This window comes from Stenotrophomonas maltophilia group sp. RNC7 (assembly GCF_030910085.1).
Taxonomy (GTDB): domain Bacteria; phylum Pseudomonadota; class Gammaproteobacteria; order Xanthomonadales; family Xanthomonadaceae; genus Stenotrophomonas; species Stenotrophomonas sepilia.
On the sequence record NZ_JAVFVN010000476.1, the window covers coordinates 90,048 to 115,150 of the forward strand.

A 25,103-nucleotide genomic window follows, 5' to 3' on the forward strand; every position below is an offset into this window, starting at 1 on the left:
AGGGGTTCCTGGGGGCCGGGGCCTGAAAGGGCGCCAGTATACCGGGGTTGGCGGCCGCGCTCTGAATGCCCAGCCGACCGATACGGCACAGCCAGTGACGCCGCGCTAACCGGCGCAGCACCGACAATGCAGTTCTGTTTCCAGCAACGAGGAAGATGACGATGGCCGAGTGGATCACCCTGGATACGCATCACGGCCCGGTACGGGCCTGGCAGGCCCTGCCGGAGGGCACCGCGCGTGGCGGCCTGGTGGTGGTGCAGGAAATCTTCGGCGCCAATCCGCATATCCGCAGCGTGGCCGAGCGCTTCGCGGCGGAAGGCTATGCGGTGCTGGCGCCCTCGTTCTTCGACCTGCTCGATGGCCCCGACGCCGATCCGGACGCGCTGCCCTACGACGCCGACGGCGTGAAACAGGGCCTGGAACGGGTGGCAGCGCTGGGCATGGAGAAGGCACTGGAAGTGGTACGTGCGGCGGCCACCCGGCTGGCCCCTTACGGCAAGGTGGGCACCGTCGGCTACTGCTGGGGTGGCACGGTGGCGATGCTGTCCGCAGTGCGCCTGGGGCTGCCGTCGGTCAGCTACTACGGCGCCCGCAACGTCCAGTTCCTCGATGAGACACCCAAGGCACCGGTGATCTTCCACTTCGGCGCCCAGGATCGCAGCATCCCACCGGAAGCCGTGCAGGCCCACCGCGAGAAGCTGCCGCAGATGACCACCTACGTCTATCCGGCCGATCATGCCTTCAACCGGGAGGTCGGACATGCGTATGATCCAGACAGCGCCGCCCTGGCGCTGCAACGCACCCTGGACTTCTTCTCGGAGCATCTTGGATGAGCGAATTCGAACTCGATTCACGCCTGGCCGCCGATAGCGTGCTGGTGGCGGAAGGACCGTTGTCGCAAGTGCGGCTGATGAACGACGAACGATTCCCCTGGCTGGTGCTGGTACCGCGCCTGGCCGGGGTCACCGAGTGGATCGAGCTGGACGGCGAGCAGCAGGACAAGCTCCGCACCGAGCTCAACCGCGCCTGCAAGGCCCTGAAGGGCTCCGACGGGGTGGAAAAGATCAACATCGGGGCGCTGGGCAATATCGTGCGCCAGCTGCATTTCCATGTGATCGGCCGCCATGACGGTGATCCGGCCTGGCCGGGCCCGGTCTGGGGCAGCGGCCCGGCGCACCGCTACGAGCCGGCGGCGCTGGACCAGCATGTCGCCTACTGGAAGGAACGGCTAGGATATCCGGCCCTGTCCTGAGCCTTCGCCGACCCGATGCGATTCAACCTCGTTGCCGCCGTCCTGCTGATCCTGATCGGCCTGTTCATGCTCGCCAGCAATCTCGGCTGGACGCACCTGAACCTGTCCAAGCTGCTGCTGACCTGGTGGCCGGTGGCCCTGGTGGGTGTCGGCATCGCGATGCTGTTCGGTCGCGGCAAATAAGGAAGGCGGCGCATTGCGCCGCCTTCCTTCATGTGGAGCCGGGCCATGCTCGGCTGCCCTGCCTTGAAGCCGAGCATGGCTCGGCTCTACAAATCGCCTGCAATCTTCAGGTCCGCGGCAGGGTCACGCCGGTCTGGCCCTGGTACTTGCCGCCACGGTCGCGGTACGACGTCTCGCAGATGTCATCGGCGGCCGCCTGGAAGAACAGCATCTGCGCCACGCCTTCGTTGGCGTAGATGCGCGCCGGCAGCGGCGTGGTGTTGCTGAATTCCAGGGTGACGTGGCCTTCCCATTCCGGCTCCAGCGGCGTCACGTTGACGATGATGCCGCAGCGCGCGTAGGTGCTCTTGCCCAGGCACACCACCAGGGTATCGCGCGGAATGCGGAAGTACTCCACGGTACGCGCCAGCGCGAAGCTGTTCGGCGGGATGATGCACTCATCGCCGACGATATCCACGAAGCTGCCCGGATCGAAATGCTTGGGATCGACGATCGTCGAGTTGATGTTGGTGAACACCTTGAACTCGCGCGAGCAGCGCACGTCATAGCCATAGCTGGACGTGCCGTAGCTGACGATGCGCTGGCCGTTGGCCTGCTTGACCTGCCCGGCCTCGAACGGCTCGATCATGCCGTGCTGCTCGGACATGCGGCGGATCCAACGGTCACTCTTGATGCTCATGCTTTGTCCTGGGGGTACGAGGGGGCGCGAGGATTCTAGCAGGGGGCCGGCCTGCGCCGGCGGCCCCTGCCCCGGCACTTACAGCAGCGAGGACAGGATCGGGATCGAGGCCCGCGGGCGCTTGCCGACTTCCTCGATCAGGCGCTGCGCGGCATGGCGATAGGCCTGGGCCGGTGCCGAATCCGGCTGGGCCACGGTGATCGGCGTGCCTGCATCGCCCTGCTCGCGGATGCCGATCTGCAGCGGCAGCGACCCCAGCAGCGGCACGCCGTACTGCGCGGCCATGCGCTCGCCGCCACCCTCGCCGAACAGGTGCTCGATGTGCCCGCAGCTGCTGCACGTGTGCACCGCCATGTTCTCGACGATGCCCAGCACCGGCACCTCGACCTTCTCGAACATCTTCAGCGCCTTCTTCGCATCCAGCGTGGCGATATCCTGCGGCGTGGTGACGATCACCGCACCGGCCAGCGGAATCTTCTGGGTCAGGGTCAGCTGGATGTCACCCGTGCCCGGCGGCAGGTCGATCAGCAGGAAATCCAGGTCGTCCCACAGGGTATCGTTGAACAGCTGGGTCATCGCCGAGGTGGCCATCGGGCCGCGCCAGATCATCGGGGTGTCTTCTTCGATCAGGTAGCCGATCGACATGGTGTCCACGCCGAACGCACGCAGAGGCTCGATGCTCTTGTTGTCCGGGCTTTCCGGGCGGCCGGACAGCCCCAGCATGGCCGGCACGCTGGGGCCGTAAATGTCGGCGTCGAGCACGCCCACCCGCGCACCGAGCTGCTGCAGCGCCACGGCCAGGTTCACCGAGGTGGTGGACTTGCCGACGCCGCCCTTGCCCGAACCGACCGCGATGACATTGCGGATGCGGGCATGCGGCGTAAGTCCCTTCTGGACCTGGCTGGCATGGGGACGGCGGGGAGAACTGTTCACAACGAGCACCGGCGGAGTCAGGGGGATAACCCAGCATCATACAAGCTGGACGTAACCTGACTGAAATTCAGGATTGCGACGGATTCGTGCACAGATTGTTAAGTTCATGTTACGTTCGATCAGCACTGTTTTGAGCTGCGGAGCCCGCTGTTGCGGCCCGCGCGATGGCGCATGCGCAGTGCCGTTTTTGTTTTTTGCTCTCCATTGGAACTACATGAAACACGTCAGCAATACCGCACGTCGCAACACGCTCGCCGTCGCCCTGCTTTCCGCTCTGATGGCCGCCTCCCCGGCAATGGCCCAAGACAAGGCGACCAACCTGGACAAGATCACCGTCACCGGTTCGCTGATCCCGCAGACCCAGGTCGAAACCCAGACCCCGGTGATGTCCATCACCGCCGAAGACATCCAGACCCGCGGCTTCAGCAGTGTTGCTGAAGTGCTGCAGCAGTCATCGCTGACGACCGGCGGCCTGCAGGGCGGCCAGACCTCGGGTGCGTTCACCCAGGGCGCCGAAGCCGCCGGCATGTTCGGCCTGAATCCGGGCTACACCAAGTACCTGATCAACGGCCGCCCGATGCTCTCGTATCCGGCGCTGTACAACGGCAGCGAGTCGTTCAACAACATCAGCGGCATCCCGATCGACATCGTCGAGCGCATCGAAGTCCTGCCGGGCGGCCAGTCGTCGCTGTACGGCTCGGACGCGATCGCCGGCGTGGTCAACATCATCCTGAAGGAACGCATGGACGGCGGCACGATGTCGATCCGTGGCGGTACCTACACCGAAGGTGGTGGCAGCAACATCCGCTTCAGCGCCGCCAAGGGCTTCAACGCGTTCGACGACCGCTTCCACGCGCTGGTCAACGTGCAGATCGAGAACGGCAGCCCGATCTGGGGCTACCAGCGTGACATCACCAAGCAGAACAACCCGGTCGGTTACACCGCGCAGCTTCCGTCGAACGACTTTGCCGTCATCGGCAACGCCGACAACAAGCTGTACATGATGGACCCGACCCGCTGCGCCAACGTGGCAGGCCTGTACGACGGCACCACCACCGTCGGCAAGCGTGCATCGGGCGAATCGTGCGGCTCGGTGTACAGCGCCGGCTACAAGACCCTGAAGAACGGCAAGAACAGCGGCCAGTTCTACTCGTCGATGACCTTCGACGTGAACGACAACTTCCAGCTGTTCGCCGACGTGCTGTACAGCAAGGAAAAGACCGAGTTCACCTCCGGCTCCAGCGCCCTGTGGTGGGGCACCAAGTCGGTGATGGGCGGCTTCTACGACCAGGGCCTGGGCAAGGTCGTGAACCTGCAGCGCGCCTTCGCGCCGGAAGAAATCGGCCCGGGCCACTACAACAACATCCTGAACTCCGATGAGAGCCGTTCCTACCAGGTCACCCTGGGCGGCAAGGGCATGGTCGGCGACTGGGACTACAGCGCCAGCTTCACCCGCGGCGAATACCGTCTGGACCAGAACCGCTTCGCGCGCTGGAAGGACAAGATCGAAGGCTTCTTCGGCGACACCGTGCTGGGCCCGCGCCTGGGCACCACTGCTGATGGCTTCGGCATCTACAACCCGAACTACACCGCCTTCTACTCGCCGATCACCCCGGACCAGTTCGCCAGCTTCACCGGCTATGGCACCCACCGCAGCAAGACCTGGCAGAACCTGGGTCGCGTGCAGGTGACCAACGGTTCGCTGTTCTCCCTGCCGGGCGGCGACGCCGGCCTGGCCGTGGTGCTGGAAGGCGGCAGCGAAGGTTGGGATTACTCGCCCGACCAGGCCTTCGTCGATGGCAACGCCTGGGGCGCCACCGCCGTGGCCGGTGCCGGCCACCGCAGCAACTACGCGGTGACCAGCGAACTGCGCATGCCGGTATTCGAGTCGCTGACCATCAGCGCCTCGGGCCGCTATGACGCCTTCAAGATCGCCGACAAGACCGTCGACAAGGCCACCTACAGCATCGGCCTGGAATACCGTCCGGTGGAAAGCCTGCTGCTGCGCGGCAAGTACGGCACCGCGTTCCGCGCGCCGACCCTGTCCGATGCCTTCCAGGGCATGAGCGGCTCGTTCGCCTCCGGCCAGAACGACTACTACCGCTGCAGCCAGATGGGTTACGCGCTGCGTGACGAAGCCTGCTCGTTCTACAAGACCACCTCGGTGTACAGCGAAAAGTCCGGCAACCCGGACCTGAAGCCGATCACCGCCGACGTGTGGAGCGCAGGCGTGGTGTGGGCCCCGGTGAGCAACTTCTCGCTGTCGGTCGACTACTACAACTGGAAGATCAAGAACGAGGTCAAGACCCTGAGCACCGACCAGCTGCTGCTGGCCGAGTACCAGTGCCGCAACGGCCTGCCGAACAACACCTCGGCCAGCTGCCAGAACGTGACCGACTGGGTGTCCCGCGACGCCGGTGGCAACCTGACCCGCGTGTACACCCCGAAGCTCAACGTGGCCAGCCAGAACCTGGAAGCGGTGACCGTCGGCGCCAAGTACCAGCAGGACCTGGGCCGCTTCGGTTCGCTGATGTTCTCCGGCAACTACACCAACATGCTGAAGCGTGAAGTGGTGGCCCTGCCGGGTGCGCAGAAGCTGGACCTGCTGAGCGATCCGTACAACATGTGGTACTACGACAACTTCGCCAAGGTACGCGGCGACGTGTCGGTGGGCTGGGCCATCTCCAAGTTCACCACCACCGTGTACGCCAACTACGTCGGCAGCACCCCGAACTACCTGGCCTACACCGGCCGCAGCTACGACTACGTCCACTCCTCCGGCGCCAAGGCCGGCAAGTGGGGCTCGTACACCACGTACAACATGAGCCTGAACTACCAGGCACAGGACGATCTGACCCTGTCGCTGATGGTCAACAACGTGTTCAACAAGCTGCCGGAAGGCCAGCGCTACAACTACCCGGGCAACGAATCGACCCCGTTCAACGACGGCTTCTACAGCGTCTACGGCCGTCAGATCTCGGCCCAGGTCAAGTACGACTTCTGATCCCGTCGTATTCCGGACCGCGTGTCTGAACCAGGCCCCGCTTCGGCGGGGCCTTTTTTTTGCACCACTGCCCGCTCCCTGTCCGGCCTGTAGCAGAAAGTGTGATCCACAACGCACAAACATCCGGGTTCCCGGCAGCGCTGATCCAAGGCAACGCATTGATCTACAAGGCATATCCGCCATGCCGACATGCTCCCTTGCACGCCGCAAACTTTTGAAACATGCCAAAACAAGTCGCCTTATCCATTGATTCTGAAGCGTTTTTTCATCTCCCAACGGCACCTTGATGTGACAGCCCTGTGTTGGCAGCGTTAACGACGTGTTACGGTCGACCTGAATGGAGTCACACTGAACGAATTGTTAATGCGCAGGGAATGCGCCGCCAAGACATTGCTCACTACGGGGATCCACCATGTCTCGCCAACGTTCCACGCTCTCGCGCCACCCTCTGACCCTCGCCCTGCTCGGCACCCTCCTGGCCTCCGGCACCGCCTTGGCCCAGGACGGCAATGCGCCGACCCAGCTTGATCGTGTGACCGTCACCGGGTCGCTGATTCCGCAGACCGAGATCGAGAACCACACGCCCGTCCTGACCGTCACCGCCGAGGATATCCAGACCCGCGGTTTCACCAGCGTCGCCGATGTCCTGCAGCAGTCCTCGCTGTCCACGGGCGGCCTGCAGGGTGGCCAGACCTCCGCATCCTTCACCCAGGGCGCCGAAGCGGCGGGCATGTTCGGCCTCAGCCCGGGCTATACCAAGTACCTGATCAACGGCCGCCCGATGCTCTCGTATCCGGCGCTGTACAACGGCGGCGATACCTTCAACAACATCAGCGGCATCCCGATCGACATCGTCGAGCGCATCGAGATCCTGCCGGGTGGCCAGTCGTCGCTGTACGGCTCGGACGCGATCGCCGGCGTGGTCAACATCATCCTCAAGGAGCGCATGGATGGCGGCGTGCTCAATGTGCGCGGCGGTGCCTACAGCGAAGGAGGCGGCAACAGCTTCCGCTTCAGCGGCGCACGCGGTTTCAACTCCAAGGATGACCGCTTCCATGCACTGGTCAACGTGCAGTATGAGAAGACCAGCCCGATCTGGGGTTACCAGCGCGACCTGACCAAGGTCAACAACCCCGACGGTTACAGCCCGCAGTACGTCTCCAACGATTTCCTGGTGCTACTGCCGGCCGCCAACAACCGCTACGCGATGATGGACCCGAACCGGTGCGCCAACGTGGCGGGCCAGTTCGACGGCACCACCGTGCTCGGTACCCGTCCGACCGGCCAGGCCTGCGGCTCTGTCTACGGCACCGGGTACAAGACCATCAAGAACGGCAAGGAAAGCGGGCAGATCTACAGCTCGGCCACCTTCGACGTGAATGACAATTTCCAGCTGTTCGGCGACGCGCTGTACAGCCTGGAGGAGGTCAAGTACGCCACCGGTTCCGGCTACACCTGGTGGGGCACCTCCTCGGGCTGGGGCCGCTTCTACGACCAGGCCAGCGGCCAGTACATGAACCTGCAGCGCGTGTTCGCGCCGGAGGACATCGGCGGCGGCGGTTACCGCGACATCATGAACACCGACCGCAACAAGGCCTACCAGGTCACCCTCGGCGGCCGCGGCACCGCAGGCAACTGGGACTACAGCCTCAGCTTCACCCGTGGCGAGTACAAGCTGACCGAGCGCAATTTCGTGCGCTGGAACGACCCGATCAACGACTACTTCGAGCAGCGTGTGCTGGGCCCGGTGCTGGGTACCACCAGCACCGGCTACAACATCTACAGCCCGAACTGGGAAGCGTTCTACGCACCGCTGCCCGCCGGTGACTTCCAGAGCTTCACCGGCTACAGCTACAGCGAAAGCCGCACCTGGCAGAACCTGGCCCGCGCCCAGGTCACCAATGGCTCGCTGTTCAAGCTGCCGGGTGGCGATGCTGGCTTCGCCGTGGTTCTGGAAGGCGGCAGTGAAGGCTGGGATTACACGCCCGACCCGGGCCTGATGGATGGCAGCGTGTGGGGGACCACCGCCGTATCCGGTGCCGGCCATCGCAGCAACTATGCGGTGACCACCGAACTGCGCATGCCGCTGCTGGAAACGCTGACCGTCACCGGCTCCGGCCGCTATGACGCCTTCAAGATCGGCAGCAACACCGTGGACAAGGCCACCTACAGCGTCGGCATCGAGTTCCGCCCGATCGAAAGCCTGTTGTTCCGCGGCAAGTACGGTACGGCGTTCCGCGCACCGACCCTGTCCGATGCCTTCCAGGGCCGCAGCGGTTACTACGCCAACGGTTCCACCGACTACTACCGCTGCGGCCAGCTGGGCTACGACCCGGCCAACACCACCGGCTGCCCGTACGACAGCGTCTCGGTGTTCGGCACCCGCTCGGGCAACCCCGACCTGGAGCCGATCACCGCCGACGTCTGGAATGCAGGCGTCGTGTGGGCACCGATCAACAACCTGTCGCTGTCGGTCGACTACTACAACTGGAAGATCAAGAACGAGGTCGATACGCTCAGCTCCGACCAGCTGCTGCTGGCCGAGTACTACTGCCGCAACGGCCAGTCCAACAACACCTCGGCCAGCTGCCAGAACGTCGATGACTGGATCACCCGTGATGCATCGGGCGTGCTCGACGAGATCTACACGCCGAAGATGAACGTCGCCCGCCAGAACCTGGAAGCACTGACCGCCAGCTTCAAGTACGTGCAGGACATCGGTCGCTTCGGTTCGCTGCAGTTCTCGGCCAACTACACCGACATGCTCAAGCGCAAGCTGCAGCCGCAGCCGGGTGACGAGTTCCTGGACCTGCTGCACGACCCGTATGCGATGTGGGTGTATGACTCGTACGCCAAGGTACGCGCGGACGGCTCGATCGGCTGGGCCAAGGACAACTGGACCACCACCCTGTATGCCAACTACATCGGCAAGACGCCGAACTACATGGCTTACGTGGGCAACGGCTATGACTACGTCCACAGCTCCGGCTACAAGGCAGGCAAGTGGGGTTCCTACACCACCTACAACCTGAGCGTGAACTACCGCGCGATGGAAAACCTGACCCTGTCGCTGATGGTCAACAACGTGTTCAACAAGATGCCGGACAATCAGCGCTACAGCTTCGCCGGCACCAGCGGCCAGCCGTACAACAACTACCTGTACAACGCCTACGGGCGCGCGATCTACGTGCAGGCCAAGTACGCGTTCGGCGTGAAGTAATCCCGCAACCGCAGTAACGAAAAAGCCCCGCCATGGCGGGGCTTTTCCGTATCCGGCCTGAGCGGATGGAAGAACAGGCCCTGGTGGAACAGGGCCTGCCCATTCCCGGCCCCAGCGGAGCTGGCACTTGGGCTCATCGAACGCATCCACGCCCTCCACGAACGGCACAAGCACGTTTGCCGCCTGACCACAATTCTTCGGCATGTAGCCGTAGAAACCGAGTGCAACTTGGCCGAATCGGCCCATACCCCGGTTGTAGAAACCTGTCGATCTCGGCCGACTGCTACAACTGCAAGATCGAGAACGGAGTTGATGCAGCCAGCATAGACCCGCTGCTGCTGGCCGAGTACTACTGCCGCAACGACTTGCCGAAGAGCTCCTCGGCCACCCATCAGGACGTGGCCGACTGGGTCGTACGCGATTCGGCCAGCAACCTGAGCTCGCTGTGCCCCCCGAAGATGAGCCTGCCAGAACCTGCAGGCCCTTACCGTCGGCTTCACGTACTTGCAAGACATCGGCCGCTTCGGTTCGCTGCAGTTCTCGGACAACTACACCAACATGCTGAAGCATGAAGTGCAGGTGCAGCCGGGTGAGGACTTCCAGGACCTGCTGGGCAACCCGACGTCGATTTGGAATTACGAAAGCTACGCAAAGGCACGTTCCGACACATCGACGACCTGGTCGCCAAGCGGGGGGATCGCCACGCTGCAGGCCAACTACGGCAGCTTCCTCCGCCCCTCTGATGAACACCGCTCCTGGACGGATGATGAAACGCCTATTTGCGCAAAGTGGCCCATCCCACCACGTTCAGCTTCGCGTCATCAAGTTGTGGCCGGCAGATCACAATTGATATTAAACGATTGTATTTGTTGCACTTTCAGCCAACTTCGAAGTGCACCCAGTACCATTTTGTGACATTTGTATGCATTTCTCGTTAAGGCCGTGTTAGGTTCCATGAACGACGCCCGTTATATGAACTTAGGTGTAACGAACGGACGGAACAGCACGCTTCAATTCATTAGGGGACCCATAACGATGACGTACAACCGCCCACCTGGCCGTCACCCGCTCAGCAGCGCCCTGCTCGTCGGTCTGCTCGCCGTGGCCGCAGCACCTGCCTTCGCGCAGGAAGCCTCCTCCAATCCGATCGACCTCGATCGCGTCAGTGTGACCGGCTCGCGCATTGCGCGTACGGGCTTTGTGACCCCCTCGCCGGTCACGGCCATCACCGCCGAGGAGATTCGTGCCACCGGTGCGAACAACATCGGCGATCTGATGACGCGCCTGCCAGCGCTGACACCGACCTACACGCTGGGCAACTCGACCCGCTTCATCGGCACCGCCGGCGTGGGTCTGATGGACCTGCGTGGCATGGGCACCTCGCGCACTCTGGTGCTGGTCAATGGCCGCCGCCACGTCGGCGCGACCTCGGGCTCCTCGGCCGTGGACGTCAACACCATCCCGGTGGAATGGATCGAGCGCGTGGAAGTGATCACCGGTGGTGCCTCGGCCGTGTACGGCGCCGACGCCGTGGCTGGCGTGGTCAACTTCATCATGAAGAAATCCTTCGACGGCGCCGAAGTGCGCGGTCAGACCGGCATGGCCAGCGAAGGCGGCTTCAACCGCTCCTTCATCAGCGCCTCGGCCGGCACCGACTTCGCTGGTGGCCGCGGCAACGCCGCCGTCGCCCTTGAGTACAGCAAGCAGGACCGCTTCGTCCGCACCGACCGCGCCATCGGCAACGAGTTCCTGGTGTCGGTGCGCAACCCGAACTACGACAGCAGCAAGCCGTCCAGCGAAAGCAACCCGGAAACCGTGCTGGCAGGCCCGGGCGGCAATCACTCGATCTCCTTCGGCGGTACCTTCAACATCGGCACCTTCAACCCGAACAATCCGGCTACCTGGGGCAACCGCTACCAGTTCAACCCGGATGGCACCTTCCGCAAGCAGCGCTACGACGGCACCGTGGTCAGCGCAACCAGTTGCGTGAACTGTGATTTCGCCGACCTGAACTCGGTTGCCGACCTGCAGCCGAAGTTCGACCGCAAGAGTATCAACACGGTCGTCAACTTCGACCTGACCGACAACCATCGCCTGTACTTCGAAGGCAAGTACACCGAAACCGAGTCGGACTTCCTGGCACAGCCGTCGTTCGACCAGACCTTGCGCATCCAGCGCGATAACGCTTACGTGTCGCCGCAATTGCGTGCACTGATGACCAGCGCCGGCCTGAGCCAGCTAACCCTGAGCCGCTTCAACGTCGACGCCGGCCAGCGTGGTGAGCACGTGGAGCGCAACACCCAGCGCTTTGTGCTGGGCATGGAAGGCAACCTGACCGAGAACTGGACCTACGACGTTTACGGCAACTGGGGCCAGAGCGAAGTCAAGCGCTGGAACCTCAACAACCGTATCAACGAGCGTTGGCAGGCTGGCCTGGATACCGTGGTCAACCCGGCCACTGGCCAGATCGTCTGCCGCACCACGCTGAACCCGAACGCGACCAACCCCAACAACGGCAACCGCGTGTACTCGCAGTTCGCCCGCGAAGGCTGCGTGCCGTTCTCGGTGTTCGGCAACGGCGCGGTGACCCAAGCCGCACGTGACTGGATGAACGTCAATTCGTTCAACTACTCGCGCCTGCAGCAGTCGGTGTTCAGCGCGTCGCTGGCCAACGGCTCGCTCTTCAGCCTGCCGGCCGGTGATGTCGGCGTGGCCGGTGGTGTGGAATACCGCCGCGAAAAGAGCCGCGAGATCACCGATCCGCTGGCCGCGCAGGGCCTCACCTTCCTCAACGCCATTCCCAACCGCATGGGCAAGTACGACGTGCGCGAGGCCTTCGTTGAAACGACAGTGCCGCTACTGGCTGACATCCCGGGCATCTACAACCTGACCCTGGACGCCGCAGGCCGCTGGTCGGACTACAGCAGCATCGGCAAGACCACCACCTGGAAGGTGGGCCTGGACTGGACCATCATCCCGTCGCTGCGTGCCCGCGGCACCCTGTCGCAAGCGGTGCGCGCACCGAGCATCGGTGAGCTGTACAACCCGCAGAGCGAGAACTTCGCCACGGTCAACGACCCCTGCAACTACCTGGCCACCAACCCGAACCGCCCGAACACCGCGGCGGACCCGGCACTGCGCCAGGCCAACTGCTCGGCGCTGGGCGTGCCGGTCGGCTGGGTCGACACCTACACTGCCACCCGCCCGGGCGTCAGCGGCGGCAATCCGGACCTGAAGCCGGAACGGGCACGCAGCTTCACCTATGGCCTGGTCTGGCAGCCTGATTTCCTGCAGGGCTTCGGCATGTCCGTCGACTACTGGTGGATCAGTCTGAAGGACGCCATTGGTGCGGTGACCGCGCAGACCAATGCAACCCGTTGCGTGGATTCGCCGGGGGGGATCAACAACAGCTTCTGCGGCTTCATCGAACGCGCACCGGTGGGCGGCAAGACCGATGCTGGCGGCCGCACCTTCCCGGAATACTCGATCAGCCGCTGGGTTGCGCTGAACGAAAACCTCGCCCGCTCGCGTCGCGTCGGCGTCGATCTGGAAATGGACTACCGCTTCAAGCTGGCCGAGGGTGACACCGTCATCCGCCTGGTGGGCACCCGTCTGCTGCAGTCGCGCGAGTGGGCCTTCCAGGCCTTCCCGAACGAGTACGACGAGAACGTCACCTGGGTGACCGATCCGCGCTGGCGTGGCCAGTTGCAGACCAAGTACTCGCTGGGCCAGTGGCGCGCGTCGTGGGACATGACCTACGTCGGCCCGAACCTGCGTGTGCAGCCGAAGAGCTACCAGGCCAACCCGGGACAGACCAGCCCGATCCGCAACGGCTCGTACACGTACCACAACTTCCAGTTCGGCTACCGCTTCCCGAGTGACAAGATCGACGTCTACATGGGCATCGACAATGCCTTCGACAAGGATCCGCCGGTGAACTACTTCGGCTCCGACGTCGGTTCGGCGATGTACGACAACATCGGCCGTTACATGTACATGGGCGCCACCTACAAGTTCTGATCCATCCAGAACCGCAACACCCGACAGACCCGGCTTTTGCCGGGTCTGCCTTTTCCGGGCCCGGCAAAAGCCCTTGCGCCCGACCATGACCTTCGACACCCTTGCAGGTCTGGCCGGCGGCGTATCGTTCGGCCCACGGTCGCACCTGCGGCCACTCCCTGACTCACTCGGCCCGGAGGCCATTCAAGTGACCCGTACTCCCAAGATCGTGCTGCTGACCCTGGCCGTTTCGGCCGCGCTGGTCGGCTGCGGCAAGACTGAAACCCCGGCCAAGGACGCCGCCGCCTCCGCCCCGGCCACCGCCGAAGCCACCACCTATAAGCTGGACGAGAGCAAGCTGCCGGCCTACAACGCCTTCCAGCCGAGCGACCTGGACACCACCAAGGACGCCTGCACCGCCTTTGGCGACTACGTCAACAGCAAGTGGCTGGCCGCCAATGAAATCCCGGGCGACCGCACCAGCTGGGGCGCGTTCACCATCCTCGACGAGCGCTCGGTGGCCGTGCAGCACCAGCTGGCCGAACAGGTCGCGCAGGTCAAGAACCCGAACCACATCGAGAAGATCGTCGGCGACCTGTGGGCGACCGGCATGGACGAAGCGAAGATCAACGCGCAGGGCATCGAGCCGCTGAAGGCCGACCTGGCGGCGATCGACGGCCTGCAGGACAAGGCAGCGATCGCCAACTACCTGCGCACCAGCGCCGCCAAGGGTGACAACGTCCTGTTCGGCTTCGGTGCCGAAGCCGACTTCAAGAACTCGGCCATGAACATGGCCTACGCCAGCCAGGGCGGCCTGGGCCTGCCGGATACCACCTATTACACCGATGCCAAGAACGCCGACAAGCTGAAGGCCTACCAGGCGCACGTCGCCAAGGTGCTGGAGCTGTCCGGCGTCGCCGCGGCCGACGCGGCCAAGCAGGCCGAGGACGTGGTCAAGTTCGAAACCCGCCTGGCCAAGGCCTCCAAGTCGCGCGTCGAGCTGTCGCGCAACGTCGAGCTGTACTACAACCCGGTCACCCTGGCCGACGCCGACAAGCTGACCCCGAACTTCAGCTGGACCGAGTTCTTCAAGTCGCAGGGCGTGGCCGCACCGGAGAAGTTCTCGCTGGCCATGCCGGCTTTCCATGAGGAAGTGAGCAAGGCGCTGGGCGATACCGACCCGTCGGTGTGGCGCGCCTACCTGCGCTTCCACACCGTGGACAGTGCCTCGCCGTACCTGGCTGACGCCTTCGTGCAGGAGAACTACGAGTTCTACGGCAAGACCCTCAACGGCCAGAAGGAACAGAAGCCGCGCTGGAAGCGCGTGCTGGGCACCATCGAGAATGATGCCGGTGAAGCCTTCGGCCAGCTGTACGTGAAGGTCGCCTTCTCGCCGGAAGCCAAGGCGAAGATGGAAGAACTGGTGAAGAACCTGGCCGCCGCGCTGAAGGACCGCATCCAGGGCCTGAGCTGGATGAGCGAGGAAACCAAGGCCAAGGCCATCGCCAAGTGGGAGACCTTCACCCCGAAGATCGGTTACCCGGACAAGTGGCGCGACTGGTCGGGCCTGCAGACCCAGCGCGACAGCTTCCTCGGCAACGTGCGCGCGGCCAACGAGTTCAACTACAAGTTCAACCTGTCCAAGATCGGCAAGCCGGTGGACAAGACCGAGTGGGGCATGACCCCGCAGACCGTCAACGCCTACTACAACCCGCTGCAGAACGAGATCGTGTTCCCGGCCGCCATCCTGCAGCCGCCGTTCTTCGATCCGAAGGCCGACGACGCGCTGAACTACGGCGGCATCGGTGCGGTGATCGGCCATGAAATGACCCACGGTTACGACGACCAGGGTGCACGCTTCGGGCCGACCGGCAACATGGAAGACTGGTGGACCCCGGCCGACAAGAAGAACTTCGAAGGCCTCACCGGCAAGCTGGTCAAGCAGTTCGACCAGTACAAGGTCGACGGCCAGGCGGTGAACGGCCACCTGACCCTGGGCGAGAACATCGCCGACCTGGGTGGCCTGGCCACCGCCTACGACGCGCTGCAGAAGGCCTCCGCCGGCAAGGAAGATGCGAAGGTCGATGGCTTCACCCGCGACCAGCGCTTCTTCTTCAACTGGGCCACCGTGTGGCGCACCAAGTACACCCCGGAAAACGCCAAGGTCCGCCTGGCCACCGATCCGCACGCCCCGGCGCAGTTCCGCGCCATGGGTGCGCCGTCGAACCTGCCGACCTTCGCCGCCGCGTTCCAGTGCAAGGCCGGTTCGCCGATGGCCCGCACCGGCGAGCAGCAGGTGGTGATCTGGTAAGCAACGGCTGACGTTGCGGCATACCTGCAAGGGCCCGGGAATTCCCGGGCCCTTGTTTTTCACAGCGCCCGTCATCCGCGCATGACCCACGCCGTTGGTAGATGCCGACCTTGGTCGGCGCACGGCTCGGCGGAGCCACCGTGATGCGTGCATGCCGCGCCCATGCCCGGCTTGCTATAGTGCGCGCGCCCTCAATCCATCACGGATTCGTTCCACATGCCCAACTTCCGTCCGCTTGCCATCGCCCTGGGCATCAGCCTGGCGACTCTGCTCCCGACCCACGATGCGTTTGCCGCCGCCAAGAAGAAGGCCTCACGCGCCCCGGCCGTCAGCGCCCAGTGCAGCGACTTCTACGACGCCACCAATGCAGGCTGGCTGAAGGCCAACCCGGTGCCGCAGACCGGCGCCACGACCGCACTGGGCCAGCTGGTCGACCGCAGCCGCCAGCAGCAGCGCGACCTGCTCGACGCCGCGATGAAGTCGCCGCAGGGCAACGTGCAGAAGCTGCTGGGTGACTTCTGGGCCAGCGGCCTTGACGAAGCCGCCGTGGAAGCGGACGGTTCCAATCCAATCGCCCCGCTGCTGACCCGCATCAACGCCATCAAGAAGGCCAAGGATGTGCCGGCCTCGATCGCCGCGCTGCACCAGGTGGGCATCCCGGTCGCCTTCAACTTCGGCCCTGACGTCGACCTGAAGGCACTGGACCGCCACATCGGTTACTTCATGCAGGGCGGCATGGGCCTGCCGGATCCCGCGTTCTATACCCGCACCGACGCCGATACCGTGGCGCTGATGGGTCGCTACCGCAACTACGTCAAGCAGATCCTGGCGCTGACCGGCACCCCGGCGGCCAAGCTGGATGCCGAATCGCAGGCGGTGATCGCGCTGGAGACCGAGCTGGCGCGCAACGCGCAGTCGCTGGCCGGCATCAACAACCCGTTCAACAACTACGCGCCCATCTCCACCAAGGAGCTCAACAGCCGCTATCGCAACCTGCAGCTGGATGCGTTCCTGAAGGCACAGGGCGTGGATGACGATCTGGTCTCGCTGGCCGATCCGGGCCTGTTCAAGCAGCTCGATGGCATGGTCACCAAGCTCAAGCCGGACCAGTGGAAAGCCTACCTGCGCTGGCGCGTGGGCGATTCGATGGCGCCGTACCTGTCCAAGGCCTACCGCGACGCCGAGTTCGAATTCCGTGGCCGCGTGCTGCGCGGCGAAACCCTGCCACCGCAGCGCTGGGAAAGCGTGCTCGATGCGATCAACGTGGCCGCCGGCCCGATGGTCGGCCGCGAATATGCCGCGCGCTACCTGTCCGCCGAAGATCGTCGCCAGGCGGCGTGGATCGTCGACAAGCTGCGCGAAGTACAGATCGAAGCGGTCAAGAACAACAGCTGGATGAGCGCCGAAGCCAAGGCTGAAGCGCAAGCCAAGCTGGCTGCGCTGAAGATCGAGATCGGCACCCCGCTGCGCGACCTGGACTACAGCGTGCAGCCGATGGGGCGCGGCTCGTTTGGTGGCAACATGCTGATTGCTTCGACCTGGCGCCACCGCGAGGAAATGAAGCGCATCGGCAAGGGCAATGCCGACCGTCGCTGGGACGTGCTGCCGCAGCAGCCGTCGCTGGCCTACGACCTGGCGCAGAACCGCCTGATCGTCACCGCCGCGATCCTGCAGGGCCCGGTGTTCAACGCCAAGGCCGACACCGCCGACAAGTTCGGCAGCTTCGGGGGCCTGGTCGGCCACGAGCTGACCCGTGCGATCGATGCCAAGGGCGCGCTGGTCGATGCCAAGGGTGAGTTGCGCAGCTGGTGGACCCCGGCCGACAAGACCGCCTGGACCCTGCTCGGCAATCGCGTGGCCGCGCAGTACAGCGCCTACGACTTCCCGGGCGTGAAGGGTGCCAAGGTCAACGGCACGCTGACCCAGGAAGAGAACCTGGCCGACATCGCCGGCCTGGAACTGGCATGGGCGGCGTATGCCGCGCAGGAGCCCAAGGCCAAGCAGGCACAGCAGCAGGGCTTCTTCCGCGCGTGGTCGGCGCTGTGGGCGCAACAGCTGTCGCCGAACGAGGCCGTGCGTCGCCTGACCGCCGACATCCGCGCACCGGGCCTGTGGCGCAGCAACGGCACGCTGGCGAACCTGCCGGCGTTCGGCGCCACCTTCAGCTGCAAGGCCGGCCAGCCGATGCAGCGCAGCGAAGCCGACCAGATCAAGGTCTGGCGCTGAGCCGGCTGCCGCACCGGGAGTACAAAGGGCGCCTTCGGGCGCTCTTTTTTTGCGGGTGCAGCACGATCCCGGATTAACACCGGGCGTGCTATCGCTGCGCCTTCGTCCATCGTGGAGCCGGACATGGCACACAAGAACACGATCTGTATCTGGTACGACAACGGCGCGCTCGAGGCCGCCACCTTCTATGCCAACACCTTTCCCGACAGCGCGGTGAGCGCTGTCCACCACGCCCCGGGCGACTACCCGGACGGCAAGGAAGGCAACGTACTGACGGTCGAATTCACGGTCTGCGGCATCCCCTGCGTCGGCCTCAACGGCGGCACCGCGTTCAAGCACAGCGAAGCCTTCTCCTTCCAGATCCAGACCGAGGACCAGGCCGAGACTGACCGCTTGTGGGACGCCATCGTCAGCAACGGCGGACAGGAGAGCCAGTGCGGTTGGTGCAAGGACCGATGGGGCGTTTCCTGGCAGATCAGCCCACGCATGCTGATCGAAGCGGTGACCAGCCAGGACAAGGCACTGGCCAAGCGCGCCTTCAACGCGATGATGCCGATGAAGAAGATCGACATCGCCACCATCGAAGCGGCAATCAAAAAAGGGGACGGAGGGGATTAAGTCGTTATTCCCCATTGCCTGTGACCCCATGCGGATTGCGACTTAATCCCCTCCGTCCCCTTTTTCCGAGGTGCTGATGTCCTGGGATGCGATCATCATCGGTGGCGGCCACAACGGCCTGGTCTGCGCGGCCTATCTCGCACGCGCTGGCAAGAAGGTGCTGGTGCTGGAACGTCGTGGCGTTCTCGGCGGCGCGGCGGTCACCGAGGAATTCCACCCCGGGTTCCGCAACTCGGTGGCGTCCTATACGGTGTCGCTGCTGCAACCAAAGGTAATCGACGACCTGCAGCTGCATGCGCATGGGCTGCGCATCATCAATCGCCCGGCCAACAACTTCCTGCCATTGCCGGACGGCCGCTACCTGCTGTCCGCACCAGGCCGCACCCAGGCCGAGGTCGCGAAGTTTTCCGAGCGGGATGCACAGCGGCTACCCGAATACGAAGCGCGCCTGGAGATCTTCGCCGACGTGCTGCGCGCCTGGGCCCTACGCGCGCCGCCGGACCTGGGTGCAGCAGGCGGTTGGCGTGCGCTGCCCGCCCTGTGGCAGATGGGCCGTCTCGGTCGTGAACTGGCCACGCTGGATGCCTCGCTGCGGCAGGAGCTGCTGGACCTTTTCACGCTGTCGGCGGCCGAGTACCTGGACCGCTGGTTCGAAAGCGAGCCGATCAAGGCGCTGTTCGGCTTCGATGGCATCGTCGGCAACTACGCAAGCCCCTATACACCGGGCAGTGCCTACGTACTGCTGCACCACGTGTTCGGCCAGTGCAATGGCATGAAAGGTGCGTGGGGCCATGCGATCGGTGGCATGGGCGCGATCAGCCAGGCCATCGCCACTGCCGCGCGGGAGGCCGGGGCTGAGCTGCGCGTGGATGCCGGTGTGCAACGCCTGCTGATCGAGCAGGGTCGTGTCGTGGGCGTGGCGCTGGCCAACGGCGAAATCCTGCGCGCACGCGCGATGATCGCCAACGTCAATCCAAAGCTGCTGTACGAGCAGATGCTGGCACCGGAGCAGGTACCGGACGCAACGCGCGAACGCATGGCGAACTGGCGCTGCGGTTCCGGCACGTTCCGGATGAATGTCGCGCTGTCGCAGCTGCCGGACTTCCGCGCTCTGCCCGGTCCCGGCGATCACCTCAGCGCCGGCATCATCATGGCCCCAAGCCTGGATTACATGGACCGTGCCTGGCTGGATGCGCGTCGCAATGGCTGGTCACGCGAACCAATCGTGGAAATGCTCATTCCCAGCACGCTGGACGATTCGCTGGCGCCGCCGGGGAAGCACGTCGCCAGCCTGTTCTGCCAGCACGTGGCGCCCGTGCTGCCCGGTGGGCGTCACTGGGATGATCATCGTGAAACGGTGGCCGATCTGATGATCGCCACCGTTGAACGGTATGCGCCGGGTTTCGCTGGCAGCGTACTGGGCCGCCAGGTGCTGTCACCGCTGGATCTGGAGCGCACCTTCGGCCTGATCGGCGGCGACATCTTCCACGGAGCGCTCAGTGCCAACCAGTTGTTCTCGGCACGGCCGATGGTTGGCCAGGCCGGCTATCGTGGTGCCCTGCCCGGCCTGTATCTGTGCGGGTCGGGAACACATCCCGGGGGCGGCGTGACCGGCGCGCCAGGTCACAATGCAGCGCAGGTGGTGTTGCAGGATCTGTGAGGGCGTGCCAACCAAGGTTGGCACCTGCAGCGTCAAATGATCCTTCGGATCATTTGACGCTGCGCAGATGGTTCGGGCGATTCGGCGGGCCGGGTGGGCGGCGCTTGTTGAACGGCGGCTGCCCGCGCCAGTAGCGGATCAGCAACCAGCCGAACAGCATGCCGCCGAGGTGCGCGAAGTGGGCCACGCCTGGCTGCAAGCCGGTCATGCCCAGCACCAGTTCGCCCACGCCAAACAGGATCACGAAGGTCCGCGCCTTCATCGGGATCGGCGGGAACAGCAGCATCACCCGCTGGTTGGGGAACAGCATGCCGTAAGCCAGCAGCAGGCCGAACACGCCGCCAGAGGCCCCCAGCACCGTGGCTGGGTTTTCCAGCAGCGTGCCCACCAGCAGCTGGCAGACGCCTGCACCGGCCACGCACACCAGGTAATACAGCAGGAAGCGCTTTTCGCCCCAGGTCTGCTCCAGCGGCGCGCCGAACATGAAGACCGCCAGCATGTTGAAGAACAGATGCATGAAGCTGCCATGCAGGAAACCGTAAGTCAGCAGCTGCCACGGCTGGAAGTTGCCACCCGGCGAGAACGCATCGAAGCCCTGCTGCAGCGGTTGCAGCATGAACGGCTCGAAGGTCTGCATGCCGAGCAGGAACGGCTGCTGCAGCAGGAACAGGATCGCGTTGGCGATCAGCAGGGCCTTGGTGACGGTTGGCAGTCGCGGGAACATGGGAGCACCGGCATGGAACGGCCTCCATCATAGCCGCAGCACCGTGTCTTGTTGGCGACCGGCAGGCGCGGCCCGTTCAGTCGCCAGCGGAGCTCAGCCCGGTCCCCACACGGCGGCATCCAGTGCCGCCGTCGGATCAGACGCCGGCATCCGCACCCGGCCGTTCTCCACCACCACGCCCTCCGCGCGCAACCGCTGTGACTGTTCGCGCCAACCGGCCGAACCTTCCTCCATGGCAATGCGCCCATCCGAGCGCAGCACGCGATGCCAGGGCAGGTCCGGGTCGTCGTTCTGGCCCAGGATGCGCGCGGTCAGGCGTGCACGCCCGGGCAGGCCCGCGCGCATCGCTACCTGCCCATAGCCCATCACCTGCCCCGCCGGGATCGCGCGGATCACTGCCAGGATCCGCGCACGCGCCTGCTCCGGTGTCAGCGCCGCAGGCGGGTCACCAGCAGTACGCCGATCAGCACCAGCACGGTGCCGGCGATCTGCGCCGGCCCCATCGGTTCGTCGAGCAGCCATAGGCTCATCACGATGGTGGAAACAGGGCCCAGCATACCGACCTGCGCGGCCAGCGACGAACCCACGCGCTGCACCGCCAGCATGATCGCCAGCACCGGCAGCACCGTGCACACGGTGGCATTGACCATCGACAGCCACTGCACCGGCGCCGGTGCCTGCCACAACAACGGCAGCGGATGGGTCACCGCGAAATGCAGCAGCACCAGCACGCTGGCCACGCAGCTGGCATAGGCGGTCAGCCGCACTGCACCGATGCGCGCGACCACCTGCCCGCTGCCGAACAGGTACAGCGCGTAGCTGAGCGCACTGCCCAGCACCAGCAGGCTGCCGACGATGATCTGGCCGCCCTCGCGCTGCAGGTCGTGCCCGAAGGCCAGCAGCACGCCGAGGTAACTCAGCACCAGCGCGCCGATCTGCCAGCGTCCCGGCCGCTGGCGCGCCAGCAGCACGTTGATCAGCAGCACCAGGGTCGGGTTCAAGTACAGGATCAGCCGTTCCAGCGTCACGCTGATGTACTGCAGGCCCTGGAAGTCGAGCAGGCTGGACAGGTAATAGCCGGTGAAGCCCAGCCACAGCACGCGGGCACGGTCGGCCCAGGACAGCGGCGTGGCCCGGCGCGCGGCCCACAAGGCCATCAACGCGAACAAGGGCAGCGCCATCAGCATGCGCAGGGCGAGCAGCGTGGTGGCATCGACGCCGTGGCGCAGGCCGAGCTTGACGATGATGGCCTTGCCGGAAGCAGCAATGGCGCCGATCGCAGCCAGGCCGATACCCCCCAGCGCGATGCGGGGGGAAGCCGTAGCGATGCGGGAAGCGGGCGTGGACATCAGGACGACAGCTGGCCGCGCAGAGCGGCCCGGTAAGGCGTGGGGGCGCCCATTGTCGCACGGGCGCCCTCGGTGCCCTGTAGAGCCGAGCCTGCGCTCGGCTTCGCCGAGCCTGGGCGAAAAGCAGCCGAGCGTGGGCTCGGCTCTATAACTGCGGGCTCAGCGCATCAGCACCACTTCCTCGGCCGAGGTCGGGTGGATCGCCACGGTGTCGTCGAACTGGGCCTTGGTCGCGCCCATCTTCACCGCCACCGCGAAGCCCTGCAGGATCTCGTCGGCCGCTTCGCCCAGCAGGTGGATACCCACCACGCGCTCCTCCGGGCCCGCGCAGACCATCTTGAACAGGCTGCGCTGGGTGCCGTTGGCCAGCGCCTGCAGCATCGGGCGGAAACGGCTGTGGTAAACGCTCACCTGGTCAAAACGCGCGCGCGCTTCCTCTTCGCTCATGCCCACTGCACCCAGCGGCGGATGCGAGAACACCACGCTGGCCACGTTCTCGTAATCCATCTTCGATTGCGGACGTCCACCGAACAGCCGGTCCATCAGCCGCCGCGAAGCCGCCACCGCCACCGGAGTCAGGCCGACCTTGCCGGCGATGTCACCGACCGCGTGCACGCTCGGCACAGAGGTAGTCTGCCATTCGTCCACCTGCACCTGCTCGTGCTCGCCGATGCCGATGCCGAGCGCTTCCAGACCCAGGCCCCGGCTGTTGCCGCGGCGGCCGGTGGCAAAGAACACCGCATCGAACACGCTGTCGATCGGGCCGTCATGGCCGAACGCACGCACGCGCTCGCCATCGCGCTGCAGTTCGCGCAGGCGATAGTCGAAGTGGATCCGCACGCCCTGCTGCTTCAGGTTCTCGGCCAGCCGGTCGGTCAGCTCGTAGTCGAAGCGCTCCAGCAACCGCTTGCCCCGCACCAGCAGGCTCACCTTGCTGCCCAGTGCCTGCAGCAACCCGGCCAGTTCCACCGCGATGTAGCCGCCACCAATGATCGCCACCTCGGCCGGTGCCGCGCGCAGATCGAAGAAGTCATCGGAAACCAGGCCCAGTTCCGCGCCGGGAATATCCGGACGCAGCGGATGCGCGCCGGTGGCGATCAGGATGTGCTCGGCGCTGTAATGCACGCCGTCACTGCAGGCCACGGTATGCGCATCGAGCAGACGGCCGCGCGCAGGGATGCGCACCACGCCGGTTTCATCCAGGCGCTTGTGGTAGCTGGTGTGGATGTTGGTGATGTAGGCCTGGCGATGGATCACCAGCTCCTTCCACGACAGCGCCGGGCGTGCCTCGACATCGAAGCCCATCGCATTGGCCAGGCCGATGCGCTCGTGCAGATCGGCCGCCAGCCACATCGCCTTCTTCGGCACGCAGCCAACATTGACACAGGTACCGCCCAGTTCGCCCGGTTCCAGCATCGCCACGCGCTTGCCATGCTGCGCTGCACGGATGGCACCGGCCAGGCCGGCGGAACCGCCGCCAAGGACGATCAGGTCGTAATCATAAGGTGCAGTGCTCATCGGAATCGCTCGGGTCGGTAAGGGGCAGGATCGATCGCTGGCGTGCGGCCGCAGACGAGATCGGCGATCAGCTGGCCGGTGCCGGCGCTCATGCTGATGCCGAGCATGCCATGCCCCGCTGCAAGCCAGACGTGAGGATGCGCGGGCGCGCGGCCGATCAGCACAGCGCGCGCCCATCGCTCACCCCTGCTCCGTCCTGCGCCGCATCGGTGGCCACTGCCGATAGGTCATCGCACGCCATATCCACTCGATCGGGCCGAAGCGGAAATGGCGCAGCCACAGGTGCGAGAAGACCACCTGCGCGGCAAACAGCAGCAGCGCGAACAACAGCTGCACGCTGCGCGGCATCATCTCGAACCTGCCCAGGCCATAGTGGTAGAAGGTCCAGGTACACAGCAGCGACTGGCCAAGATAGTGGGTCAGCGCCATGCGCCCGACCGGTGCCAGCCAGGCCAACCGCGCACGCCAATGCACGATCCACGCGAGGTAACCCAGGCACATCGGCAGGCCACCGATCGTCACCAGCGCCATCGCCGCCGTCACCGGCAGGCCGTAGGCACCCGGCGCCAGGTAGGGCTTCCAGGCAACACCCAGCAGCGTGACCACAAGGCCCAGCGGCAGTGCCCCCCAACGCAGCACCGCGTACAGCCGCGGATAGCGCTCCGGCGTCGCCAACGCGCCGCTGCCGGCGAACCAGCTGCCGATCAGGAACATGCCCAGCACTTCCGGGCCGGTGATCAGCAGCGCGCCCATCGAGGTGCCGAACTCGCTCAGGCGCTGCACAGTGGCCTGCGCCCAGCTGCCCTGCCCGTACACCTGCCGCTGCAGGTCGATGCTCTGCTGCGCCTCGGCAAGCATGCCCCGCACCTCTTCGGCCGAAGCCATCGACACCATCGCGCCCACCAGCAGCATCAGCGCAACGCCGCCCAGATAGACGATCACGCCCATCCACGGCAGCCAGCTGCGCGGCGCCTCGCGGCAGGCCAGCAACGGCAACGAGACCAACGCGTACATCACCAGGATGTCGCCGGACCAGACCAGCAGCGCGTGGCACAGGCCGATCAGCAGCAAGCCAGCGCTGCGGCGCAGGTAGAACGGGGTGAAGTCGCGCCCGGCGGCCTCAGCGCGCTGCGCCATCACCGCGAAGCCGGCGCCGAACAGCAGCGAGAACAGGGTGAAGAACTTGCCCTGCACGAACACGTACACAAAGGCATCGGCCCAGTAGTCGATGCCCCGCCAATGCACGTCGATGCCGGTGAAGGCCAGGTCCAGCGGTCCGCTGAAGGCCTCGATGTTCATCAGCAGGATGCCCAGCAGCGCGGCACCGCGCAGCACGTCCAGCACGGCGATGCGTTCGCCGGAAGCGACCGGCTGCAGGGAAGGAGAAGCGGCGTTCACGGGGCGTCCGTCAGGCAGGTCCGCCATTA

At 65.0% G+C, this 25,103-nt stretch carries 18 protein-coding genes and 1 pseudogene; 11 read left to right on the forward strand and 8 right to left on the reverse strand.

Annotated features, from left to right (window positions below; translation table 11 throughout):
• Positions 1-161: 161 nt before the first annotated feature.
• The 3 genes from RCF13_RS08480 to RCF13_RS08490 are packed head-to-tail and all read left to right on the forward strand — an operon-like array spanning position 162 to position 1,435.
• On the forward strand, positions 162-833 hold the full coding sequence (locus RCF13_RS08480; protein ID WP_134968067.1) for a dienelactone hydrolase family protein: 672 nt from the start codon (positions 162-164) through the stop codon (positions 831-833).
• A complete protein-coding gene (locus RCF13_RS08485) occupies positions 830-1,252 on the forward strand; it encodes an HIT family protein (protein WP_005418010.1) in 423 nt (140 codons plus the stop codon). Before RCF13_RS08480 ends, RCF13_RS08485 begins: the two co-directional genes overlap by 4 nt.
• A gap of 15 nt (positions 1,253-1,267) precedes the next feature.
• Positions 1,268-1,435 (forward strand): DUF5668 domain-containing protein, encoded by a 168-nt coding sequence (locus tag RCF13_RS08490; protein ID WP_005418011.1) that lies wholly within the window; start codon positions 1,268-1,270, stop codon positions 1,433-1,435.
• A gap of 106 nt (positions 1,436-1,541) precedes the next feature.
• Here the strand turns inward: RCF13_RS08490 and dcd are convergent, their stop codons facing one another.
• Together dcd and apbC are read right to left on the reverse strand one after the other, a co-directional pair.
• Positions 1,542-2,114, reverse strand: a complete 573-nt coding sequence (gene dcd / locus RCF13_RS08495) for a dCTP deaminase (RefSeq protein WP_005418012.1) — start codon at positions 2,112-2,114, stop codon at positions 1,542-1,544.
• 78 nt (positions 2,115-2,192) lie between these two features.
• Complete coding sequence (gene apbC, locus RCF13_RS08500) at positions 2,193-3,047, reverse strand: iron-sulfur cluster carrier protein ApbC (RefSeq protein WP_005418013.1); 855 nt, start codon at positions 3,045-3,047, stop codon at positions 2,193-2,195.
• 214 nt (positions 3,048-3,261) lie between these two features.
• Here apbC and RCF13_RS08505 point away from each other — a divergent pair, with 214 nt between their 5' ends.
• The 8 genes from RCF13_RS08505 (at position 3,262) to RCF13_RS08540 (ending at position 20,085) form a co-directional block, all read left to right on the forward strand.
• Positions 3,262-6,051, forward strand: a complete 2,790-nt coding sequence (locus RCF13_RS08505) for a TonB-dependent receptor (protein WP_231352230.1) — start codon at positions 3,262-3,264, stop codon at positions 6,049-6,051.
• Between the two features lie 412 nt (positions 6,052-6,463).
• Complete coding sequence (locus tag RCF13_RS08510) at positions 6,464-9,271, forward strand: TonB-dependent receptor (RefSeq protein WP_065179173.1); 2,808 nt, start codon at positions 6,464-6,466, stop codon at positions 9,269-9,271.
• A gap of 504 nt (positions 9,272-9,775) precedes the next feature.
• On the forward strand, positions 9,776-10,186 hold the full coding sequence (locus RCF13_RS08515; RefSeq protein WP_229298473.1) for a hypothetical protein: 411 nt from the start codon (positions 9,776-9,778) through the stop codon (positions 10,184-10,186).
• Between the two features lie 120 nt (positions 10,187-10,306).
• Positions 10,307-13,291, forward strand: coding sequence for a TonB-dependent receptor (locus RCF13_RS08520; RefSeq protein WP_308141062.1), 2,985 nt, complete (start codon positions 10,307-10,309; stop codon positions 13,289-13,291).
• Positions 13,292-13,478: 187 nt separating this feature from the next.
• Positions 13,479-15,581, forward strand: coding sequence for a M13-type metalloendopeptidase (locus tag RCF13_RS08525; RefSeq protein ID WP_072168541.1), 2,103 nt, complete (start codon positions 13,479-13,481; stop codon positions 15,579-15,581).
• Between the two features lie 216 nt (positions 15,582-15,797).
• Positions 15,798-17,807 (forward strand): M13 family metallopeptidase, encoded by a 2,010-nt coding sequence (locus RCF13_RS08530; protein WP_134968065.1) that lies wholly within the window; start codon positions 15,798-15,800, stop codon positions 17,805-17,807.
• Between the two features lie 123 nt (positions 17,808-17,930).
• The gene (locus tag RCF13_RS08535) at positions 17,931-18,425 is read left to right on the forward strand and encodes a VOC family protein (RefSeq protein WP_061479636.1); all 495 of its coding nucleotides are present in this window, start codon (positions 17,931-17,933) and stop codon (positions 18,423-18,425) included.
• A gap of 76 nt (positions 18,426-18,501) precedes the next feature.
• Complete coding sequence (locus RCF13_RS08540) at positions 18,502-20,085, forward strand: NAD(P)/FAD-dependent oxidoreductase (RefSeq protein ID WP_061479671.1); 1,584 nt, start codon at positions 18,502-18,504, stop codon at positions 20,083-20,085.
• Positions 20,086-20,134: 49 nt separating this feature from the next.
• Here the strand turns inward: RCF13_RS08540 and RCF13_RS08545 are convergent, their stop codons facing one another.
• From RCF13_RS08545 to RCF13_RS08570, 6 genes and pseudogenes are all read right to left on the reverse strand, one after another.
• Positions 20,135-20,809, reverse strand: coding sequence for a rhomboid family intramembrane serine protease (locus RCF13_RS08545; RefSeq protein ID WP_061479637.1), 675 nt, complete (start codon positions 20,807-20,809; stop codon positions 20,135-20,137).
• Positions 20,810-20,902: 93 nt separating this feature from the next.
• Complete coding sequence (locus RCF13_RS08550) at positions 20,903-21,241, reverse strand: MGMT family protein (protein WP_229298572.1); 339 nt, start codon at positions 21,239-21,241, stop codon at positions 20,903-20,905.
• Positions 21,238-22,158: a DMT family transporter gene (locus tag RCF13_RS08555; RefSeq protein WP_134968064.1), complete on the reverse strand. Its 921-nt coding sequence runs from the start codon at positions 22,156-22,158 to the stop codon at positions 21,238-21,240. Before RCF13_RS08555 ends, RCF13_RS08550 begins: the two co-directional genes overlap by 4 nt.
• A 159-nt stretch (positions 22,159-22,317) precedes the next feature.
• Positions 22,318-23,676 (reverse strand): glutathione-disulfide reductase, encoded by a 1,359-nt coding sequence (gorA, locus tag RCF13_RS08560; protein ID WP_134968063.1) that lies wholly within the window; start codon positions 23,674-23,676, stop codon positions 22,318-22,320.
• Positions 23,673-23,837 (reverse strand): annotated as a pseudogene (locus RCF13_RS08565) (amino acid dehydrogenase); the annotation flags it as partial. The gene gorA and the pseudogene RCF13_RS08565, both read right to left, overlap by 4 nt.
• 19 nt (positions 23,838-23,856) lie before the next feature.
• Complete coding sequence (locus tag RCF13_RS08570) at positions 23,857-25,101, reverse strand: DUF418 domain-containing protein (protein ID WP_134968062.1); 1,245 nt, start codon at positions 25,099-25,101, stop codon at positions 23,857-23,859.
• Between the last annotated feature and the right edge of the window lie 2 nt (positions 25,102-25,103).

What these genes read in the sequence shown, in the direction of transcription:
- RCF13_RS08490 (WP_005418011.1), top strand. Translation starts at nt 1,268, where the DNA reads ATGCGATTCAACCTCGTTGCCGCCGTCCTGCTGATCCTGATCGGCCTG.
- RCF13_RS08555 (WP_134968064.1), bottom strand. Translation starts at nt 22,158, where the DNA reads ATGTCCACGCCCGCTTCCCGCATCGCTACGGCTTCCCCCCGCATCGCG.
- RCF13_RS08570 (WP_134968062.1), bottom strand. Translation starts at nt 25,101, where the DNA reads ATGGCGGACCTGCCTGACGGACGCCCCGTGAACGCCGCTTCTCCTTCC.
- RCF13_RS08510 (WP_065179173.1), top strand. Translation starts at nt 6,464, where the DNA reads ATGTCTCGCCAACGTTCCACGCTCTCGCGCCACCCTCTGACCCTCGCC.
- RCF13_RS08535 (WP_061479636.1), top strand. Translation starts at nt 17,931, where the DNA reads ATGGCACACAAGAACACGATCTGTATCTGGTACGACAACGGCGCGCTC.
- RCF13_RS08520 (WP_308141062.1), top strand. Translation starts at nt 10,307, where the DNA reads ATGACGTACAACCGCCCACCTGGCCGTCACCCGCTCAGCAGCGCCCTG.
- RCF13_RS08540 (WP_061479671.1), top strand. Translation starts at nt 18,502, where the DNA reads ATGTCCTGGGATGCGATCATCATCGGTGGCGGCCACAACGGCCTGGTC.
- RCF13_RS08480 (WP_134968067.1), top strand. Translation starts at nt 162, where the DNA reads ATGGCCGAGTGGATCACCCTGGATACGCATCACGGCCCGGTACGGGCC.
- RCF13_RS08530 (WP_134968065.1), top strand. Translation starts at nt 15,798, where the DNA reads ATGCCCAACTTCCGTCCGCTTGCCATCGCCCTGGGCATCAGCCTGGCG.
- RCF13_RS08545 (WP_061479637.1), bottom strand. Translation starts at nt 20,809, where the DNA reads ATGTTCCCGCGACTGCCAACCGTCACCAAGGCCCTGCTGATCGCCAAC.
- RCF13_RS08485 (WP_005418010.1), top strand. Translation starts at nt 830, where the DNA reads ATGAGCGAATTCGAACTCGATTCACGCCTGGCCGCCGATAGCGTGCTG.
- gorA (WP_134968063.1), bottom strand. Translation starts at nt 23,676, where the DNA reads ATGAGCACTGCACCTTATGATTACGACCTGATCGTCCTTGGCGGCGGT.
- dcd (WP_005418012.1), bottom strand. Translation starts at nt 2,114, where the DNA reads ATGAGCATCAAGAGTGACCGTTGGATCCGCCGCATGTCCGAGCAGCAC.
- RCF13_RS08505 (WP_231352230.1), top strand. Translation starts at nt 3,262, where the DNA reads ATGAAACACGTCAGCAATACCGCACGTCGCAACACGCTCGCCGTCGCC.